The sequence below is a fragment of the Streptomyces sp. NPDC101237 genome (assembly GCF_044767465.1).
Classification (GTDB): domain Bacteria; phylum Actinomycetota; class Actinomycetes; order Streptomycetales; family Streptomycetaceae; genus Streptomyces; species Streptomyces gramineus.
On the sequence record NZ_JBIWNY010000014.1, the window covers coordinates 16,210 to 34,088 of the forward strand.

The following is a 17,879-nucleotide window of genomic DNA, read 5'->3' on the forward strand; positions in this document are numbered from 1 at the left end:
GGACACGTCTGGAAGTCCACCACAGCCTGCTGGTTCGACGACTTCGAGGTCACCGCGTCCAGCTTGCGGGAGTGCACTGGGAGGCAGCGCCGAAGGACGGCTTCCCTGTGCTGGGGCACACGTACGCCTCCGTCATGCTGGAGGCGGGAGAGTCTGTCGTGACCGTGGCTCGGACACTCTTCGCCGGCCATCACCCTCGGTTACTATGCTCACTTCATGCCGGAGGCCGGAAGCAAGGGGCGGACGGCAATCGACGGGCTGTTGGGGAGGCAGGGGGATCCGCATGGCATTCGACGCTCCCCAGATTCTCCCCAGGGCCGGCGGCAGACCATCTCCGCTCCACGGCACCCTCAGGACCTGCCGTGGAGCGCAAGGTTGAAGAGTAGGGTGGCCTAAGAAAGTGCTCACAGAGGTCATCGCGACCCGCTACATCACGCCGCTGCGTGAGGGCGGCTCGCTGCCGGGGCTCGTCGAGGCCGACGACCTCGGGACGTACGTCACCAAGTTCACCGGCGCGGGACAGGGCCGCAAGACGCTGGTGGCCGAGGTCCTCTGCGGCGAACTCGCCCGCCGGCTGGGCTTCCGGGTGCCCCGTCTGGTCACCGTCGAGGTGGACGCCGTGCTGGGGCTCGGCGAACCCGAACAGCAGGTGCAGGACCTGCTGCGGGGCAGCGGCGGCACCAACCTCGGCATGGACTTCCTCTCCGGTGCCCTCGGCTTCGACCCGCTCGCCTTCACGGTGAGCGCCGAGGAGGCCGGGCGGATCGTCTGGTTCGACGCGCTGATCAACAACGTCGACCGCTCCTGGCGCAACCCCAACCTGCTGGTGCACCGCGGCGACCTGTGGCTCATCGACCACGGCGCCACCATGATCTGGCAGCACAACTGGCCCGCCGCCGAGGCCTCCGCCGCCCGCCCCTACGACGCGGCCGACCACGCGCTCGGCCGCTTCGCTCCCGATGTCCGGGCGGCCGCCGCCGAGTTGGCACCCCGGGTCACCGAGGACCTGCTCGCCGAGGTCACCGCCGAGATCCCGGACGTCTGGCTGACCGGCGAGCCGGGCTTCGACACTCCCGACGACCTGCGGCGGACCTACGCTCGGCCGCTGCTCGCGCGGGCCGCCGGCATCCACGACCGCATCACCGGCATCGAGCCCGGCACCCAGGGAGCGAAGTGAGCCAGACCCACATCAACGTGGCCGGCCATGTGGTCGAGCGCCACATCACCCGCTCCGGCCAGGGCGGCGACCGCGACGTCTTCGAGTACGCCCTGCTCCGCGTCGTACCGCGGGTGGAGCGCGGCGAGTGCATCAACGCGGGCGTGCTCGTCTACTGCCGGGCCAAGGCCTACGTGGGCGCCCGCACCCATCTGGACGAGGCCCGGCTGCTCGCCCTTGACCCGGCCGCGGACGTCGCCGGGGTGCGGGCCGCGCTGGGCGCGGTCGAGGCCGTCTGCGCCGGCGGGGAGGCGGCCGGAGCCGCGGCCGGCGACGATCCCGGGCGGCGGTTCCGCTGGCTGGTCGCGCCTCGCTCGACGATCGTGCGGCCCGGTCCCGTGCACACCGGACTCACCCGCGACGCGGCGGCCGAGACGGAGCGGTTGCTCGACCTCCTGGTGAGGTAATGGATCACACCCGCGCGGTGTGACGTTGACACCGCGTGCCAGGGCTTCTAGCGTCACGTCTGCTGAAGGTACTAAGCGGTCGCTCACCGCAGGGCGGGCTCCGCGAGCGGGCTCACTCGATCAGGTTCTCTCAAGGGCGAGGAGACACAGGAATGTCCACCACAGAGCAGCGGGTCGCGGTCGTCACGGGTGCCGCACGCGGGATCGGCGCCGCCACCGCCGTACGACTGGCCGCCGAGGGCCGCGCGGTCGCCGTGATCGACCTCGACGAGGCGGCCTGCAAGGACACCGTCGAGAAGATCACCGCGGCCGGCGGCAGGGCGATCGCGGTCGGCGCCGACGTTTCCGACGAGGCCCAGGTCGCCGCCGCGATCGCGCGGGTCGTCGAGGAGCTGGGCGCCCCGACCATCCTGGTCAACAACGCCGGTGTGCTCCGCGACAACCTGCTGTTCAAGATGTCCGCGTCCGACTGGGACACGGTCCTGAACGTGCACCTGCGCGGCTCCTTCCTGATGACCAAGGCCGTCCAGCAGCACATGGTCGAGGCCGGTTGGGGCCGGGTCGTCAACCTGTCCTCCTCCTCCGCGCTCGGCAACCGCGGCCAGGCCAACTACTCCGCCGCCAAGGCCGGTCTGCAGGGCTTCACCAAGACCCTCGCCATCGAGCTCGGCAAGTTCGGTATCACCGCCAACGCGGTGGCCCCCGGCTTCATCGCCACCGAGATGACCAAGGCGACCGCCGAGCGCGTGAAGATGGGCTTCGAGGAGTTCAAGGCCGCCGCGGCCACCCAGATCCCCGTGCAGCGCGTGGGCGAGCCCGAGGACATCGCCAACGCCATCGCCTTCTTCACCGACGAGGCCGCCGGCTTTGTCTCCGGCCAGGTGCTCTACGTGGCCGGCGGACCGCTGGACTAGCGGGTACCAGGGACTATCGAGGATCACGGACATGACTGAACTGCCCGAGCTGTCCGGCAAGGTCGCCGTCATCACCGGCGCCAGCCGTGGCATCGGTTACGGCGTCGCCGAGGCGCTGGTCGCCCGCGGCGACCGCGTCGCCATCACCGGACGCAACGAGGACGCGCTCAAGGAGGCCGTGCAGCGCCTGGGTTCCGAGCGTGTCATCGGCGTCGCAGGCAAGGCCCACGACCTGGCCCACCAGAGCGAGGTCGTCGAGCGCACCATGGCGGCCTTCGGCCGCGTCGACTACCTGGTCAACAATGCTGGTACCAATCCGGTGTTCGGGCCGATCGCGGACGTCGACCTGGACGTGGCCCGCAAGGTCTTCGAGACCAACGTGGTCTCGGCCCTCGGCTTCGCCCAGAAGACCTGGCACGCCTGGCAGAGGGAGAACGGCGGCGCCATCGTCAACATCGCCTCCGTCGCCGGTCTCTCGGCCTCGCCGTTCATCGGCGTGTACGGCATCAGCAAGGCCGCGATGATCAACCTGACCCAGCAGTTGGCGCACGAGTACGCGCCGGGCGTCCGGGTCAACGCCATCGCCCCAGCGGTCGTCAAGACCAAGTTCGCGGAGGCTCTCTACGAGGGCCGCGAGGCCGAGGCCGCCGCGGGCTACCCGCTCCAGCGGCTCGGTGTGCCCTCCGACATCGGCGGCGCCGCCGCCTTCCTCACGTCGGAGCAGTCCGACTGGGTCACCGGCCAGACCCTCGTCGTCGACGGCGGCATCTTCCTGAACGCGGGCGTCGCCTGACGGTACGCCAGATCGGCCCGCTGCCCTCCGGGCGTCGTTTTCGTCACAGACATTTCGTCGCAGAGACGACGGAAACGGCGCCCGGTCCGGCGTACCGGATCCGCACAGCCGGATGACAACGTCGTCATACCACATTCGATCAACGCCCGTGTATCCGGGGCGGTTCAAGGAGGACAACGCTGCGGTATGGTCTGCCGCCGACCCCTGGTACGGCGGATCGAGGAGCGAGCGCGTGTTCAACCGCAACCGAGGCCTTCGCAGAGTGGCCGCTGCCGCTTCCCTGTCGCTCCTCGCCGGCTGCGGCGTCTTCTCCGCCAGCGGTTCGGGAAAGGGCGGTCCGATCGTCGTCGGCACCACCAGCGCCCCCAGCACCCTGGACCCCGCCGGTTCCTGGGACGGCTCCTGGGAGCTGTTCCGGAACATCTACCAGACCCTCCTGGCCTACCCCGACGGCGCGACCACCCCGCAGCCCGACGCCGCCGAGAAGTGCGCCTTCACCGACTCCGGCAACCGCACCTACCGCTGCGAACTGCGCTCCGGCCTGAAGTTCGCCGACGGCGACGCGCTCGACGCGGCGGCCGTCAAGTACTCCATCGACCGGATCCGCGCCATCAACGCGCCCAGCGGCCCCGCCGGGCTGCTCGGCAGCCTCGACAAGGTCGAGACGGCCGGCGACCGCGAGGTGGTCTTCCACCTCGGCAAGCCCGACGCCACCTTCCCGTTCGTGCTCGCCACCCCGGCCATGTCCATCGTCGACCCCGACGACTACCCGGCCCACTCGCTGCGCGAGGACGACTCGGTGCACGGCTCGGGGCCGTACACGCTCAAGTCCTACCGGGACGGCGAGCGGGCCGAACTCGTCCGCAACGACCGCTACCAGGGCTTCGCCGACCGGCAGAACGACGCGGTGACCATCCGCTACTTCCGGGACTCGGCCACCATGGTCAAGGCCCTGCGGTCCGGGGACATCGACGTCACCTACCGCGGTCTCGCCGCCACCGACATCGTCAGCCTGGAGGCGCGCACCCACACCGACCTGCAACTGGTCGACGGCACCGGCACCGACATCAGCTACCTGGTGTTCAACCCCAGGGACCGGTGGGCCAAGGTGCCCGCGGTGCGCAAGGCCGTCGCCCAGCTCGTCGACCGGTCCGCGATCGCCCACACCGTCTACAAGGACACCGTCGACCCGCTGTACTCCATGGTCCCGGCCGGTCTCACCGGCCACAGCACCGGCTTCTTCGACGACTACGGCGACCCGAGCACCGCCAAGGCGCGCAAGATCCTCACCGACGCCCACGTCACCGCGAAGGTGCCGCTCACCTTCTGGTACACCACCGACCGGTACGGCTCCGAGACCGGCCGCATGTTCCAGGAGCTGAAGCGGCAGCTGGACGCCTCCGGACTGTTCTCCATCACTCTCAGAAGCCGCCCCTGGAAGACCTTCGTCGTCGGCTACCAGAAGGGCGAGTACCCGGTGTTCGGGCGGGGCTGGTTCCCGGACTTCCCGGACGCCGACAACTTCATCGCCCCGTTCGTCGGCCAGGAGAACGCCCTCGGCACGCCGTACCCGTCACCCGTCATCACGGACAGGCTGCTGCCCGAGTCCCGCTCCGAGAGCGACCGCGGCGAGGTCGTCAAGGAGTTCGAGGAGGCCCAGCAGATCCTCGTCGACGACGCCCGGCTGATCCCGCTGTGGCAGGGCCGGCAGTACGTCGCCGCCAGCGACGACATCTCCGGCGGCGAGCAGGCCCTCGACCCGTCGACGATCATGATGATGTGGGAGCTGCACCGCAAGACCAGCTGGTGAAGCGGTCCGCGGGAGTGATTGTCAGTGGCCGCCTGTAGGTTCTTGGGCATCAGCAGGAACCGCAAGTGACCGTAGACCGTGAGGACGTTGACGTGACCGACATCGCCATGCTGCCCGAGTCCTGGCGCGGGGTTCTGGGCGACGAACTGCAGCAGCCCTACTTCAAGGAGCTGACCGAGTTCGTCGAGGAGGAGCGGGCGAACGGCCCTGTCTACCCGCCCCGCGAGGAGGTCTTCGCCGCGCTGGACGCCACGCCCTACGACCAGGTCAAGGTGCTGGTCCTCGGCCAGGACCCGTACCACGGCGAGGGTCAGGGCCACGGCCTGTGCTTCTCCGTCCGTCCCGGAGTGCGGATCCCGCCGTCCCTGCGGAACATCTACAAGGAGATGAAGGGCGAGCTGGGCTGGGAGGAGACGCCGGACAACGGCTATCTGATGCCGTGGGCCCGGCAGGGCGTCCTGCTGCTCAACGCGGTGCTCACGGTCCGCGCCGGTGAGGCCAACTCGCACAAGAACAAGGGCTGGGAGAAGTTCACCGACGCGGTGATCCGCGCGGTGGCCGAGCGGCCCGACCCTGCGGTCTTCGTCCTGTGGGGCGGGTACGCGCAGAAGAAGCTCCGGCTGATCGACGAGTCCCGGCACGTCGTGGTCCAGGGCGCCCACCCCTCGCCGCTGTCGGCGAAGAAGTTCTTCGGCTCGCGCCCCTTCACGCAGATCGACGAGGCGGTCGCGGCGCAGGGCCACGCGCCGATCGACTGGCGCATCCCGAACCTGGGCTGAGGCCGGGCGGCGGGCCGTCGGGGGAAGTCGCCGCGGGGGCCGGTCACGGGGGAGGGCCGCTGGGGGAGCGGCTCGGTGCGGGGGCGCGAGCGGGTGTCCGGCGGGCGGACGGGCGGGTCCATGGGTGGGGACACGTCGGGGCGGGGGCGGGTCGGATGGCCGGGTGCGGGCGCGGAGGCGGTTAGCGTCATGGCAGACATCCGGAGAGCTCGGAGGAACGCGGTGGCGGAGCGACAGGAGCGCACGGCACCCGATGCCGTGCTCACACGGATCGGGCAGGTCGTGATGCTGCACCACGCAGGGGACCGCGAGGAGGCCCGGGGGCGCCTGCTCGACCTGTGGGCCGAACTGGGCGAACACGGCGACCCGCTGCACCGCTGCACCCTGGCCCACTACCTGGCCGACACCCAGGACGACCCGTCCGACGAACTCGCCTGGGACCTGAGGGCGTTGTCGGCGGCGGACGAGGCGGAGGAAGCGGTGGGCCTGCGCGGTTTCTACCCCTCCCTGCACCTGAGCCTCGCCGCCGACTACGTCAAGCTCGGCCGCGCCGAAGCCGCCCGCACCCACCTGCGCCGGGCCCGCGGCGCCGCCACCGCCCTCGGTGACGACGGGTACGGCGACGGGGTGCGGGCCGCGATCAGCCGTCTGGAGCTGCGGCTCGGGGAGGACGACAGGCCGGACGGCGACTCCTGGGGCCCGCCCCGCCAGCGTCCGAACTAGAGCGCGCACGCCGTCGCACGCCGTCGCACGGCAGGCGGGACTTTCGCGACACGCCCTGGGGCCGTCAGTGGCCGTAGGTCTGGTCGCAGATCCGCGCCTGGGGGCTGTCCTGGGGCCAGCCGCCGTACTGCCTGCCGAGGGAGCACACGTCCGGGGCCTTCGGGACGGGGCCGGAGAGACCCGGGGGCTCGGCCCGCGGCCCGTGGTTCCGCCGCGGATGCGGGTGCGGCTGCGGGGCGGCCGCGCGCGAAGCGGCGGAGTGCGGGCGGTCCGGCTGCGGAGGCGGCGGCGCCGCGGTCCGGGGGGAGGCGGGGGCCGCCCGGTGGGACGGGCGGGACGGGCCGACCATCTCCAGTGCCTCCTTGGCAGGCGCCTGCACCGCCCGGGGCTCCGCGGAGCCGTCCGGGCGGGGCACCGACGGCTGCAGGGGCGCGGAACCGGGCGGCGGGCCGGGCGCCGCCGGACGCTGGACCGTCACGCAGCCGGAGAGGGCCGCGACGGTCACGGTGACCAGGAGCGCTGCGGTGGTGGTCGTTCGATGCACCCGCGCAACTCTGCTGGTTCCGCACGAAGGTTGACACCGTCCACGGGAGTTCGGTGACCCGCCCGGGTGATCTCGTGGCCCGTACGGGGGACGGGCGGGTGCGAGGCTGACGTCAGTCGCCCGTCACGCCGTCGAGGCGCTCCCGGATCAGGTCGGCGTGCCCGTTGTGCCGGGCGTACTCCTCGATCATGTGGGTGTGGATCCAGCGCAGGTTCACCCGCTGCCCGCTGCGCCGGTGGCAGCCCTGGGAGAGGTCGTCCAGGCCGAAGCGGGCCGCGTTGCGGCGGGCCGTCCCGATCTCGGCCTGCCAGTTCGCGTACGCCTCCGGCCAGCCGGTGCCCTCGTCGAGACGGAAATCGGCGTCCGGGTCCTCGTCGGTCCAGTAGAGCGGCGGCACCGCCTCGTCGACGAGGACGGTGCGGTACCAGAACCGCTCCACGTCGGTCATGTGCCGCACCAGCCCCATCAGGGACAGGGGCGACGGCTCCACGGACGCGGTCCGGAGCTGGGCGTCGGTCAGCCCCTCGCACTTCATCGCGAGTGTCCGCCGGTGGAACGCCAGCCAGTCGTCCAGCGAGGTGCGCTCGTCGGCGTCGAAAGCGGGCTCACGGCGTTCCGTCGTCATGCCCGGCATCCTCGCCCACCCGGCCCCGTCCCACCACGGATTATCGGCCCGTATGCTTCCGGACAGGCACAGGGGCAACCACGGGGAGCGCATCGGTGAAGGTCGGCTGCATCGGACTCGGCGACATCGCGCGGAAGGCGTACCTGCCGGTGCTGGGCGCCCAGCCGGGCCTGGATCTCCATCTCCAGACCCGCACCCCGGCCACCCTCACCGAGGTCGCCGACAGCCTCCGGCTGCCCGCGGGGAACCGCCACGCCACCCTCGACGACCTCCTCGGCCAGGACCTCGACGCCGCCTTCGTCCACGCGCCCACCGCCGTCCACCCCGAGATCGTCACCCGGCTCCTGGAGGCGGGCGTACCGACGTACGTCGACAAGCCCCTCGCGTACCGCTTCGCCGACTCCGAGCGGCTCGTGGAGCTCGCCGAGGCGCGCGACGTGTCGCTGGCCGTCGGCTTCAACCGCCGCCACGCGCCCGGTTACGTCCAGTGCGCCGACCATCCGCGCGAGCTGATCCTGATGCAGAAGAACCGCGTCGGGCTGCCCGAGGAGCCGCGCGCGATGATCCTCGACGACTTCATCCACGTCGTCGACACCCTCCGCTTCCTGGTGCCCGGCCCGGTCGACGACATCACCGTGCGCGCCCGGGTCGCCGAGGGCCTGCTGCACCACGTGGTCCTTCAGCTGTCCGGAGACGGCTTCACCGCGCTCGGCGTGATGAACCGGCTCAGCGGCTCCGCGGAGGAGATCCTGGAGGTCTCCGGACAGGACACCAAGCGCCAGGTCCTCAACCTCGCCGAGGTGATCGACCACAAGGGGCAGCCGACGCTCAGGCGGCGCGGAGACTGGGTGCCGGTGGCCCGCCAGCGCGGCATCGAGCAGGCCGTGCTCACGTTCCTCGACGCCGTCCGCGCCGGGAAGGTGCTCAGCGCCCGGGACGCACTGGCGACTCACGAGCTGTGCGAGCGGGTGGTACGAGAGGTCCGGCGGCACCCCGGCGCAGCCTGACCGCCCGCAGCCGCACTCCCTCGCCCAGGCAGAACCCGGCCAGCACCAGCAGCGCGCCGTCCACCGTCCAGTCGCCGAACCGCACGAACGGCGTGGTCCCGTGGGCGACCGGCACCTCGTAGACCCGCGCCGCGACGGTGTCCGTGCCCAGCCACGGGCCGAGCCGCCTCCCGTCCGGGCCGTACACCGCGGAGACACCGGTCAGCGTGGCGTGGACCATGGTGCGGCCGGTCTCGGCGGCCCGCAGCGCGGCCAGCGAGGCGTGCTGTTCGGGGGCCCAGCTGTGCTGGAAGGACGAGGTGGACGTCTGGCCTATCAGCACATCGGCGCCGTCCCGCGCGAGATGCCGGCTCATGTCGGGGAACGCGGTCTCGAAGCAGACCATGGGCCCGATCCGCAGCCCGTGGCCGACGTTCATCACCACCTGCTCGGTGCCGCGGCGCCGGTCCTCGCCGGCCGCCTTGCCGACCGACGTGGCCCAGCCGAGCAGCGAACGGGCCGGTATGTACTCGCCGAACGGGACCAGCCGCATCTTGTCGTACCGGTCCCCGGTGGGGCCGTCCGCGCCGACCAGGAGGGAACTCTTGTAGATGCCGGGCCGGTCGGAGCGCCGGGCGTCCACGTTGACCAGGATGTCCGCTCCGGTCTCGCGGGAGAGGGCGGCGATCCGCCGCGCGAGGTCGGGCCGGTCACCGAGGTCGTACCCGACACTGCTCTCGCCCCAGACGATCAGGTCGGGGCGCTGCCCGGCCAGTTGCCGGGTCAGCCGCTCCTCGATCGCGAAGCGCCGGTCGGCTCCGGCGGTGCCGTCCGTACCGGCATCGCCCTCCACGATGCCGGGCTGTACGACCGCGACGCGCACCCGCCCCTCGACGTCCGGGCGCGGAGACCAGACCCAGACGGCGGAGGTCGCGGCGGCGGTGGCCACCAGCGAGGCCACCGCCGGCACCCGCGCCTCACGCACGCGGACGAGCACGGTCACCGCCACGTTGACGGCCACCACCAGGAAGCTCAGCAGCCACACCCCGCCGACGGAGGCCAGCCGCAGCGCGAGCGTCACCTGCCACTGGGTCGCGCCGAGCACGCCCCACGGCCCGCCCAGGCCCTGCCAGGACCGCACCAGTTCCACCATCAGCCACGCCGACGGCAGCACCAGCACCGCGGTCGCGGCCCGCCCCGGGGTGGGCGTGCCGCCCAGCAGCCGGCGCGTCAGCAGACCCCAGGGCGCCCACAGGACGCTCAGCAGCCCGGCGATCAGGAAGATGAAGACGTGCAGGCTCGGCAGCAGCCAGTGGTGCACGGCGACCATGAACCCGAACCCGCCGCACCAGCCGTCGTACGCCGCCCGCCGCCCGGTCGGCGCGGAGCGGGCCAGCAGCAGCCAGGGGACCAGCGCGACATAGGCGAACCACCACAGGGACGGTGCGGGGAAGGCCAGGACGGGCAGCGCGCCCGCGAGCGCCGCCACGCAGGAACGCCGCCACGGCGAGGTGAGCCAGCGCTCGACGGTCCTCATGCGTCGCCTCCTGCCCGCGGGTCCTTCCAGTGTGCGGGACCGGCGGCGATCTCCGACAGGGGGCGTGGGAGCGGGGTCAGTCCGGCGCGACCGCCGCGGGCAGTTCGGCCATTCTGCGCCACTTCTCCTCGACGACCACCCGGCGCAGCCGCCAGCCGTCCGGGGTGCGCAGGAACGCGAAGGCGTAACGGCCGCCGCACACGAAGTCCGGGGCGGTCGCGGCGGTGTCGCCGCCGGCGAAGCGCATGGGGTTGATGTAGTCGGCCTGGAGCCGGGCCGTGTCGCCCGTGTCGTGCTCCAGGACCTCGAACCGCACCCGGCGGTTGACGATCAGATGCTGCCGCATCGAGAACAGCGCCAGGCTCTCCGCGAGCCACCCCGCCACCTCTCCGGCGTCCCCCTCTATCCCGCCGGCCGACCGGTAGTCGGCGCGCCCGTCCGTGGTGAACAGCCCGCGGTACGCCGTCCAGTCCCCGTCGTCGACGGCCACCGCGTAGTCGGTGACCAGTCCGTCCACGGCCAGCCGGTCCATCACGGTCGCGAGCTCCACACGCTGCGTCATCGGCTCAGTGTTGGGCACGGGACGGGCGGAGCCAAGGGGTGCGGGCGATCTGCGCGTGATATTCGGCGATGTTCGAACAGGAGCTGACCGGATGTCGGTCAGGTGCGCGACCGGCGGTCCGGACGGGAACGCGGGTTCGGCCGGCGGCGGCCGGTGACAAAACCCTTGGACACGGCCGCCGAAGTCCGGATCATGTCCGCGTGACGAAGTGGACGAGGGACAGCGGCTCTCCTGGCGGGCAGCCGGAGCCCGAGCCGGGGCTCACCTCCTACCAGCGGGCGATGCGGGACCGGCTCCTCGCGGCTCCCGAGGTCCCCGCGCCGCCGCCCTGGCGGGACGTCACCTCCGTCCCGGTCGGCGGCCTCCTCGGGATCGGCTTCACCGTGCACCCCGCCACCGGGCACGACCTGGTGATGGTCGTCTCGCACGACGGTCACGGTCTCTTCGACGCGGTGACCGGTGAGAAGATCGCACGGGAGCGCGACCCCGGCCCCGAGGACAGCACGCCGGAGTCGGATCCCGAGCTGTCCTGCCCCGGCCTCGGCCCGGCCGCCGGGAGCCGGGTGCGGATCGCCGGGCTCTTCGGCGGCGGCCTGCACACCGTCACCGGGGACGGATGGCTGCTGGAGGTCGTCGTTCCGGCCTGGCCCTACGAACGGGTCCTGCTGTCCCGCGACGGCGGGCTGCCGCACGCCGGTCCGCACGGCGACCGCTGGTGGCACCTCTTCCACGCCCGCCACCGCGAGCTGCGGGCCGCGGGCTTCTCACCGTCCGGGCGGACCATCGCCGTGGCGACCAGCGGCGATCTGTCCCTCTGGACCCGCCGACCTTAAGATCATCGCCCGGTCCGTCCCCGGAGGTTCGCATGGCTCGTCCCGTCACCGTCGTCACCGGCGGCAGCCGCGGCATCGGCGCCGCGACCTGTCTGCGGCTCGCGGCCGACGGTCACGACGTCGTGATCGGCTACGTCCGGGACGCGGCCGCCGCCGAGTCGGTCGCGCAAGGGGTGCGCCAGGCCGGGGCGCGGTGTGCCGTCGTACCGGTGGACACCGCCGTGGAGGCCGACGTGGAGCGGCTGTTCGACATCGCCGAACGCGAACTGGGCGCCGTCACCGGGCTGGTCAACAACGCCGCCGTGACCGGGCCGCTGGGGCGGCTCGCGGACACGGAGACCGCCGATCTGCGCCGGGTCGTGGAGGTCAACCTGCTGGGCGCGCTGCTGTGTTCACGGCGGGCGGCCCGGCTGATGGCCGCGCGGGGCGACGGTGCGATCGTGAACGTGTCCTCGGCCGCGGCCACGCTCGGCAGTCCCGGCGAGTACGTGCACTACGCGGCGACGAAGGCGGCCGTCGACGCCCTGACGGTGGGCCTCGCCAAGGAACTCGGCCCGGACGGGGTGCGGGTCAACGCGGTCGCGCCCGGGGCCGTCGACACCGACATGCACGCGGCGATGGGTGAGCCGGGCCGTGCCCAACGCATCGGCGCCGCCGTGCCGTTGGGCCGTCCGGCCCGGCCGGCGGAGATCGCCGCCGCCATCGCCTGGCTGCTCTCGCCGGACGCCTCCTACACGACGGGCGCGGTGCTGCGGGTCTCCGGCGGGCGCTGAGCCCGGTCCGCGCTCAGGCCGCCTCGATGATCCGCGCGCGGATCGCCTCGGCCCACTCGACCACCAACAGCTCGTACTCCGCCCGTTCCTGCGCCGACAGGATTCCGCCCGCACGCAGCCACAGCGCCCGGATGAGCTCGTTGACCTCGGCAGCAGACCGTGCGGAACCAGGGGTTCGGGAATCGGGGGACATACCGAACAGCGTAGGGCCATGACCTGACCGTGCGCCACCGGGCGGCTACGCAGACCGTATGGGGTTGGTCACGACAGGCGCCGCGGTCGGGGCGCTTCGCCCTGGCATGTGCCGGGTGAGTGGTCCCGCCACGGACCGGACGGCAGGCCCCTGCCCAGGACTTCCTCGCCCCGGAGCCGGTCCGGCGCTCCCGGCGCTCCTGCGGACGGGCGGCGCTCCGGATTGGCCGAGACAGGCCGTCGGCGCGGGCGGGAGCCGGCGGCGGAGTCCGCGTCGCGCGCTCCCGGCCCGGCGAGGGGAAGCCCCGGGAACCCGCCCGCCGCCGGGTGACGCGCGGACGACCGCGCCGGTTCCGGCCGCTCCGCCGCGGAATCCCGCTGGTCCGGGCGTGGGCCGGGGACATAGCATCCCGGCATGACGGACCAGGATGTACAGGCGGTACGGGCGGCCATCGAGGGCGAGCTGCGGCTGCTGGATCCCGAGGTGCGCGCCCGCCCGGAACTCGTCCTGGAGCTCATCGACCCGGAGTTCACCGAGATCGGGGCGTCCGGCCGCCGCTGGGACGCGGCGTCGGTCCTCTCGGTGACCGGCGACGGATCGGTGTCCGCCCAGTCGCCGGTCGAGGTCTCCGAGATGTCCGGGACCGTGCTCGCACCGGGCATCGTCCACCTGACGTACTTCGCGGACAACCAGGGACGCCGGGCCCGCCGCAGCTCCGTGTGGCGGCTGACGGAGACCGGCTGGCGGATGTACTTCCACCAGGGCACCCTGGTCCCCTGAACCCGCGGCACCCCGGTCCCCCGAACCGGCCGCGCGCCCGCGCTCGGCACGCCGCCCGCACCACCTCGGCGAGCCGCGCCCGCCCGCCGGCCTCGAAGGCTCCCGGCCCGCCGACTCCGCCGCGTGCGGGCTCCGAACGGGCCCCGGCCAGCCCATCACCCTGCGCGCATCTCACGCCTCCGAGCTACCGGAGCCGTCCGGTGGTCCCCTGCCCGGCGAACGACCCCGGCATCACTCAATCAAGTTCAGTAAAAAGGGGTCCTCAACTGGTCATGGCGGGCACGGTCTTAGCCACGGCTGGATTCGGTCCCACCTCGCATCGCTGATCACTGATCGGACGGACACATCCGATCAACTGACGAATCCGTCAAAGAGACTCGCCCTAGCCCGCCGACTCCGCCGCGTGCGGGCTCAGCACGTCCGCCGAGACCAGGGCGATGATCACGATGCCGAGGGCGATGCGGTACCAGACGAACGGCATGAAGCTCTTGTTGGAGATCCACTTCATGAACCACGCGATGACGGCGTATCCCGACGCGAACGCGATCGCCGTGGCGAAGAGGGTCGGGCCCCAGGCCACGTGGCCCTCGCTCACCGAGTCCTTGACCTCGAACGCGCCGGAGGCCAGCACCGCCGGGATGGCGAGCAGGAAGGAGTAGCGGGCCGCCGCCTCGCGCCGGTAGCCCATGAACAGGCCGCCGCTGATGGTGGCGCCGGAGCGGGAGACGCCGGGGATCAGGGCGCAGGCCTGGCAGAAGCCGTAGATCAGGCCGTCCTTCACGCTCAGGTTCTCCAGCGTCTTGCGCTGCTTCGGCGCCCGGTGCCGGCCGCCCTTCTCGTCGCGGGCGGCCATCCGGTCGGCGACGCCGATGACTATGCCCACCACGATGAGCATGGTCGCCGTGATCCGCAGATCGCGGAACGGCCCCTCGATCTGGTCCTTGAGCGTCACGCCCAGCAGGCCGATCGGGATCGAGCCGACGATCACCAGCCAGCCCATCTTGGCGTCGTGGTCGCCCCGCACCGCCTTGTCGAACAGCGACCGGAACCAGGCGGAAACGATCCGCCCGATGTCCTTGCGGAAGTAGATCAGCACCGCCGCCTCCGTGCCGATCTGGGTGATCGCCGTGAAGGCCGCGCCCGGATCCTTCCAGCCGGAGAAGGCCGCGGTCAGCCGTAGATGCGCACTGGAGGAGACGGGCAGGAACTCGGTCAGCCCCTGGACGAGTCCGAGGATCAGCGATTCAAACCAAGACATGAAGGTACGGCGTCCCAGGGGTGAGAGGGCTGGCGGACGCGCGGGCGCGCGTGATCATGCGTGTGCAACGGCAGCGTAGCGGGCGGCGACGACGGCGCGGACACAGGGGCTCGGCCGGTGGGCGGCGGCGCGGGGGTGTTGACCGGCCTGGCCACCGGCGCTTACGTTTCCCCAGGAGAAAGCGCTTGCTCCGCACATCGGGGTGCGGGTGCGGCGCACGCAGGGCGGCGGTTCGCGCCCGTCGTCGGTCCCACCCGAGGAGTGCTGATCACGTCCATGCCCCGCACGCCCCTTGCCCCCCTGGCCGTCTCCTCGCCGTTCGCCGGCCGCCGGATCCGGGCCGCCGTCGTCGGCGCCGGCGCGATCGGGCGCGGCTCGCATCTGCCCGCGCTCGCCCGGCTGGCCGTGGAGGGCGAGACCGAGGTCGTCGCCGCCGTTGACATCGATGCCAGGGCCGTCGAGGCGTTCCGGGCCGAGGCCGGTATCCCGCACGCCTACACGGACCTGGACCGGATGCTCGCCGAGCAGCGGCCCGACCTGGTCACCGTCTGCACCCCGCCGACCCTGCACCGGGACCAGACGGTGGCCGCGCTGCGGGCCGGCGCCTGGGTGTGGTGCGAGAAGCCGCCGGTCCCCTCGCTCGCGGACTTCGACGCGGTCGAGGCGGCGGAGGGCACGGACGGCGGGCCGTACGCCTCGATCGTCTTCCAGCACCGGTTCGGCTCCGCCGCCGCCCATGTGCGCCGGCTGCTGGCGCGGGGCGCGCTGGGTCGGCCGCTGGTCGCCCACTGCCAGACCACCTGGTACCGGGACACCGCTTACTACGCCGTGCCCTGGCGGGGCCGCTGGGCGACCGAGGGCGGCGGTCCGGCGATGGGTCACGGCATCCATCAGATGGACCTCCTCCTCGACCTGCTCGGGCCGTGGAGCGAGGTGCGGGGCATGGCCGCCCGGCTGGTGCACGACGTGGAGACCGAGGACGTGTCCACCGCCCTGGTCCGGTTCGGCAACGGCGCCCTGGCGACCGTCGTCAACAGCGTGCTCAGCCCCGACGAGGTCAGCCGCATCCGTATCGACTGCGAGCGCGCCACCGTCGAACTGACCCACCTCTACGGCCACTCCAACGCGGACTGGCGCATCACCCCGGCCCCGGGCGTGCCCGCAGGCGAGGCGGCGGCCTGGCAGGACTTCGGCCCGGACGTGCCCAGTTCGCACCTGGCCCAGCTGCGCGAGCTGGTCGCCTCGATGCGGGCGGGGGAGCGGCCGCGCGGCAGCGGCGCCGACGGACGCGCCAGCCTGGAACTGATCACCGCGCTGTACAGGTCGGCGTTCACCGACACCACCGTGCGTGCGGGCGAGATCGGCCCCGGCGATCCCTTCTACACGGCCCTGCACGGCGGCGCCCCGGGCTGGGCGCCCGGCGAGCGCGAGGAGGTGCCCGCGTGAGCGGCGGACTGCGCGTCACGCACACCCACGGCGACCGGGTCACCGTGACCGAGCCGGTCACCGGGGTACGGCTCTTCGCCTACGTCTACCGGCCGGAGGCGGCCTGGGAGGCGCCCAAGCCGTATCTGCATCCGGTCCGCACCCTGTCCGGGAACGTCGTCACCGACTACCGGCCCAACGACCACCGCTGGCACAAGGGGCTGTCCCTGACCGCCTCGCACCTGTCCGGCGCGAACCTGTGGGGCGGCAACTCCTATGTCCACGGCGAGGGTTATGTCGTACTGCCGGAGCGTGTCGGATCGATGCGGCACGCCGGCTTCGACGAACTGTCCGCGGCGGACGGCCGGCTGACCGTCGCGGAGCGGCTGACCTGGCATCCGTACGACGGGAGCCTGTGGGCGCGGGAGCGGCGGCGGATCGAGGTGCCGGACGTCGACCTCGAATCCGGGGTCTGGACGCTGACCTGGTCCAGCGCCGTCACCAACGTCCGCGACCAGCCGCTCCGGTTCGGCAGCCCGACCACCGAGGGACGCGAACGGGCGGGCTACACCGGCCTGTTCTGGCGGGGCCCGCGGGCCTTCCGGGACGGCAGGATCATCGGCCCCGACGGTGAGGGACCCGAACTCATGGGTTCCCAGTCGTCCTGGCTCGCGCTGTCCGGGGAGCACGACGGCGCCGACGGCCATGCCACCGTCGTCTTCGAACACGCCCCGGAGAACGACCAGTCGGGGGCGGACGGCGCCCATCCGGCGCACTGGTTCGTGCGCAACGACCCGTTCGCCGGCATCGCTCCCTCCTGGGCCTTCCACGACGAACTCGAACTGGCCCCGGGCGACACCCTGCGGCGCCGCTACCGGGTCGTCGTCGCGGACGGCGCCTGGGAACGCGCGGACATCGCCGCGTACCTCGCCGGGCATCCGTGGTGAGCGGCGGGGAGTCCGGGTTCGCGGGGCTGCCGGGCGGGGTCGCGGTCTCGCACCTGTGCGTGTACGACTGGCCCGCCGCGGACGGGATGCGCGGGGGAACCCCGCATCTGCACCTGGTCTGCTCGGAGGGGTACGTGGTCACGGGCGGCCGGGGCGCGGTGCAGACCCTCACCGCCTCCGGATACCGGGTCACGCCGCTGACGGCCGGCACGGTCGCCTGGTTCACGCCGGGCACCGTGCACCGCCTCGTCAACGAGGACGACCTGCGCATCACCGTGCTGATGCAGAACGGCGGCCTCCCTGAGGCCGGGGACGCGGTGCTGACGCTGCCGCCGCGCCACCTCGCCGACCCGGAGGCCTACGCCGCGGTGACCACGGTTCCGGTGGACGCGTCCGAGGCGGAACAGGAGCGGACCGTCCGCGCCCGCCGCGACCTGGCCCTGGAGGGCTACCGGGCGCTGTGCGAGGCCACCGGCCCGGAGCCGCTGGCCGCCTTCCACCGGGCCGCGGCCGCCCTCGTGCGGCCCCGGCTGGCCGACTGGCGGGCCCGCTGGGAGCGCGGCGCCCGGGCGGCGGCCGAGGCCACCGGGGAGCAGCTGGACCGCCTGGGACGGGGTGACGCCGGCCACCTCGCCGACGCCGTCGTGCGGGCCGAACAGCCGGTGGAGCGGGGCCGGTTCGGCATGTGCGGGCGGCTGGACACGTACCGGCAGGGGCCGGAGGGACTGTAGGGGAGCGGGGTCGCGGGGCGTGGCCGGTCCGAAGACCGGCCAC

The 17,879-nt window shown here is 72.6% G+C and carries 20 protein-coding genes and 1 pseudogene; 15 read left to right on the top strand and 6 right to left on the bottom strand.

Going from position 1 to position 17,879, the window contains the following annotated elements; all coding sequences use genetic code 11:
• Window positions 1-77 precede the first annotated feature (77 nt).
• The 8 genes and pseudogenes from ACIRQ9_RS22005 to ACIRQ9_RS22040 all read left to right on the top strand — a co-directional run.
• A pseudogene (locus tag ACIRQ9_RS22005) lies at window positions 78-396 on the top strand (hypothetical protein); the annotation flags it as partial.
• A gap of 4 nt (window positions 397-400) precedes the next feature.
• Window positions 401-1,177: a HipA family kinase gene (locus ACIRQ9_RS22010; protein ID WP_404175846.1), complete on the top strand. Its 777-nt coding sequence runs from the start codon at window positions 401-403 to the stop codon at window positions 1,175-1,177.
• Complete coding sequence (locus ACIRQ9_RS22015; RefSeq protein ID WP_404175849.1) at window positions 1,174-1,623, top strand: DUF3037 domain-containing protein; 450 nt, start codon at window positions 1,174-1,176, stop codon at window positions 1,621-1,623. The genes ACIRQ9_RS22010 and ACIRQ9_RS22015 overlap by 4 nt, the downstream gene beginning before the upstream one ends.
• A 152-nt stretch (window positions 1,624-1,775) precedes the next feature.
• Complete coding sequence (gene fabG, locus ACIRQ9_RS22020; protein WP_404175851.1) at window positions 1,776-2,537, top strand: 3-oxoacyl-ACP reductase FabG; 762 nt, start codon at window positions 1,776-1,778, stop codon at window positions 2,535-2,537.
• A 31-nt stretch (window positions 2,538-2,568) separates the two neighbouring features.
• A complete protein-coding gene (locus ACIRQ9_RS22025; RefSeq protein WP_404175854.1) occupies window positions 2,569-3,330 on the top strand; it encodes an SDR family oxidoreductase in 762 nt (253 codons plus the stop codon).
• A 232-nt stretch (window positions 3,331-3,562) separates the two neighbouring features.
• Window positions 3,563-5,140 carry an ABC transporter substrate-binding protein gene (locus tag ACIRQ9_RS22030; RefSeq protein WP_404175857.1) on the top strand — a complete coding sequence of 526 codons (1,578 nt, stop codon included), beginning with the start codon at window positions 3,563-3,565 and terminating at the stop codon, window positions 5,138-5,140.
• 92 nt (window positions 5,141-5,232) lie between these two features.
• The gene (gene ung, locus ACIRQ9_RS22035) at window positions 5,233-5,919 is read left to right on the top strand and encodes a uracil-DNA glycosylase (RefSeq protein WP_404176390.1); all 687 of its coding nucleotides are present in this window, start codon (window positions 5,233-5,235) and stop codon (window positions 5,917-5,919) included.
• Between the two features lie 222 nt (window positions 5,920-6,141).
• The gene (locus tag ACIRQ9_RS22040; protein ID WP_404175860.1) at window positions 6,142-6,642 is read left to right on the top strand and encodes a hypothetical protein; all 501 of its coding nucleotides are present in this window, start codon (window positions 6,142-6,144) and stop codon (window positions 6,640-6,642) included.
• 64 nt (window positions 6,643-6,706) lie between these two features.
• Here ACIRQ9_RS22040 and ACIRQ9_RS22045 read toward each other — a convergent pair whose 3' ends face one another.
• Together ACIRQ9_RS22045 and ACIRQ9_RS22050 are read right to left on the bottom strand one after the other, a co-directional pair.
• The gene (locus ACIRQ9_RS22045) at window positions 6,707-7,186 is read right to left on the bottom strand and encodes a hypothetical protein (RefSeq protein ID WP_404175863.1); all 480 of its coding nucleotides are present in this window, start codon (window positions 7,184-7,186) and stop codon (window positions 6,707-6,709) included.
• A 112-nt stretch (window positions 7,187-7,298) separates the two neighbouring features.
• On the bottom strand, window positions 7,299-7,811 hold the full coding sequence (locus ACIRQ9_RS22050; protein WP_404175866.1) for a DinB family protein: 513 nt from the start codon (window positions 7,809-7,811) through the stop codon (window positions 7,299-7,301).
• A 95-nt stretch (window positions 7,812-7,906) separates the two neighbouring features.
• On the opposite strand from ACIRQ9_RS22050, the gene ACIRQ9_RS22055 reads away from it, so the two are divergent.
• The gene (locus ACIRQ9_RS22055) at window positions 7,907-8,818 is read left to right on the top strand and encodes a Gfo/Idh/MocA family protein (RefSeq protein ID WP_404175869.1); all 912 of its coding nucleotides are present in this window, start codon (window positions 7,907-7,909) and stop codon (window positions 8,816-8,818) included.
• Here ACIRQ9_RS22055 and lnt read toward each other — a convergent pair.
• Complete coding sequence (gene lnt, locus ACIRQ9_RS22060; RefSeq protein WP_404175872.1) at window positions 8,736-10,334, bottom strand: apolipoprotein N-acyltransferase; 1,599 nt, start codon at window positions 10,332-10,334, stop codon at window positions 8,736-8,738. The two genes, ACIRQ9_RS22055 and lnt, sit on opposite strands and share 83 nt — an antisense overlap.
• A 76-nt stretch (window positions 10,335-10,410) precedes the next feature.
• Entirely contained in the window at window positions 10,411-10,896 is a 486-nt protein-coding gene (locus tag ACIRQ9_RS22065; protein WP_404175875.1) for a nuclear transport factor 2 family protein, read from the bottom strand.
• Between the two features lie 281 nt (window positions 10,897-11,177).
• Here ACIRQ9_RS22065 and ACIRQ9_RS22070 point away from each other — a divergent pair, with 281 nt between their 5' ends.
• Both ACIRQ9_RS22070 and ACIRQ9_RS22075 read left to right on the top strand, forming a co-directional pair.
• On the top strand, window positions 11,178-11,729 hold the full coding sequence (locus ACIRQ9_RS22070) for a hypothetical protein (RefSeq protein ID WP_404176393.1): 552 nt from the start codon (window positions 11,178-11,180) through the stop codon (window positions 11,727-11,729).
• Window positions 11,730-11,761: 32 nt separating this feature from the next.
• Window positions 11,762-12,502 carry an SDR family oxidoreductase gene (locus tag ACIRQ9_RS22075; protein WP_404175878.1) on the top strand — a complete coding sequence of 247 codons (741 nt, stop codon included), beginning with the start codon at window positions 11,762-11,764 and terminating at the stop codon, window positions 12,500-12,502.
• Between the two features lie 13 nt (window positions 12,503-12,515).
• Here ACIRQ9_RS22075 and ACIRQ9_RS22080 read toward each other — a convergent pair whose 3' ends face one another.
• Window positions 12,516-12,695 carry a hypothetical protein gene (locus ACIRQ9_RS22080; RefSeq protein ID WP_404175881.1) on the bottom strand — a complete coding sequence of 60 codons (180 nt, stop codon included), beginning with the start codon at window positions 12,693-12,695 and terminating at the stop codon, window positions 12,516-12,518.
• Between the two features lie 414 nt (window positions 12,696-13,109).
• Here ACIRQ9_RS22080 and ACIRQ9_RS22085 point away from each other — a divergent pair, with 414 nt between their 5' ends.
• Window positions 13,110-13,475, top strand: coding sequence for a DUF4440 domain-containing protein (locus ACIRQ9_RS22085; protein ID WP_404175885.1), 366 nt, complete (start codon window positions 13,110-13,112; stop codon window positions 13,473-13,475).
• 382 nt (window positions 13,476-13,857) lie between these two features.
• On the opposite strand, the gene ACIRQ9_RS22090 is transcribed toward ACIRQ9_RS22085, so the two are convergent.
• Entirely contained in the window at window positions 13,858-14,733 is an 876-nt protein-coding gene (locus ACIRQ9_RS22090) for an undecaprenyl-diphosphate phosphatase (RefSeq protein ID WP_404175888.1), read from the bottom strand.
• Window positions 14,734-15,009: 276 nt separating this feature from the next.
• On the opposite strand from ACIRQ9_RS22090, the gene ACIRQ9_RS22095 reads away from it, so the two are divergent.
• Genes ACIRQ9_RS22095 through ACIRQ9_RS22105 form a run of 3 tightly spaced genes read left to right on the top strand, consistent with a single transcriptional unit; the run spans window position 15,010 to window position 17,836 of the window.
• A complete protein-coding gene (locus ACIRQ9_RS22095) occupies window positions 15,010-16,179 on the top strand; it encodes a Gfo/Idh/MocA family protein (protein ID WP_404175891.1) in 1,170 nt (389 codons plus the stop codon).
• On the top strand, window positions 16,176-17,105 hold the full coding sequence (locus ACIRQ9_RS22100; protein WP_404175894.1) for a PmoA family protein: 930 nt from the start codon (window positions 16,176-16,178) through the stop codon (window positions 17,103-17,105). Before ACIRQ9_RS22095 ends, ACIRQ9_RS22100 begins: the two co-directional genes overlap by 4 nt.
• Window positions 17,102-17,836: a cupin domain-containing protein gene (locus tag ACIRQ9_RS22105; protein WP_404175897.1), complete on the top strand. Its 735-nt coding sequence runs from the start codon at window positions 17,102-17,104 to the stop codon at window positions 17,834-17,836. The genes ACIRQ9_RS22100 and ACIRQ9_RS22105 overlap by 4 nt, the downstream gene beginning before the upstream one ends.
• The last annotated feature ends 43 nt before the right edge of the window (window positions 17,837-17,879 follow it).

What these genes read in the sequence shown, in the direction of transcription:
- fabG (WP_404175851.1), top strand. Translation starts at nt 1,776, where the DNA reads ATGTCCACCACAGAGCAGCGGGTCGCGGTCGTCACGGGTGCCGCACGC.
- ACIRQ9_RS22025 (WP_404175854.1), top strand. Translation starts at nt 2,569, where the DNA reads ATGACTGAACTGCCCGAGCTGTCCGGCAAGGTCGCCGTCATCACCGGC.
- ACIRQ9_RS22050 (WP_404175866.1), bottom strand. Translation starts at nt 7,811, where the DNA reads ATGACGACGGAACGCCGTGAGCCCGCTTTCGACGCCGACGAGCGCACC.
- lnt (WP_404175872.1), bottom strand. Translation starts at nt 10,334, where the DNA reads ATGAGGACCGTCGAGCGCTGGCTCACCTCGCCGTGGCGGCGTTCCTGC.
- ACIRQ9_RS22065 (WP_404175875.1), bottom strand. Translation starts at nt 10,896, where the DNA reads ATGACGCAGCGTGTGGAGCTCGCGACCGTGATGGACCGGCTGGCCGTG.
- ACIRQ9_RS22070 (WP_404176393.1), top strand. Translation starts at nt 11,178, where the DNA reads ATGCGGGACCGGCTCCTCGCGGCTCCCGAGGTCCCCGCGCCGCCGCCC.
- ACIRQ9_RS22075 (WP_404175878.1), top strand. Translation starts at nt 11,762, where the DNA reads ATGGCTCGTCCCGTCACCGTCGTCACCGGCGGCAGCCGCGGCATCGGC.
- ACIRQ9_RS22080 (WP_404175881.1), bottom strand. Translation starts at nt 12,695, where the DNA reads ATGTCCCCCGATTCCCGAACCCCTGGTTCCGCACGGTCTGCTGCCGAG.
- ACIRQ9_RS22085 (WP_404175885.1), top strand. Translation starts at nt 13,110, where the DNA reads ATGACGGACCAGGATGTACAGGCGGTACGGGCGGCCATCGAGGGCGAG.
- ACIRQ9_RS22090 (WP_404175888.1), bottom strand. Translation starts at nt 14,733, where the DNA reads ATGTCTTGGTTTGAATCGCTGATCCTCGGACTCGTCCAGGGGCTGACC.
- ACIRQ9_RS22095 (WP_404175891.1), top strand. Translation starts at nt 15,010, where the DNA reads ATGCCCCGCACGCCCCTTGCCCCCCTGGCCGTCTCCTCGCCGTTCGCC.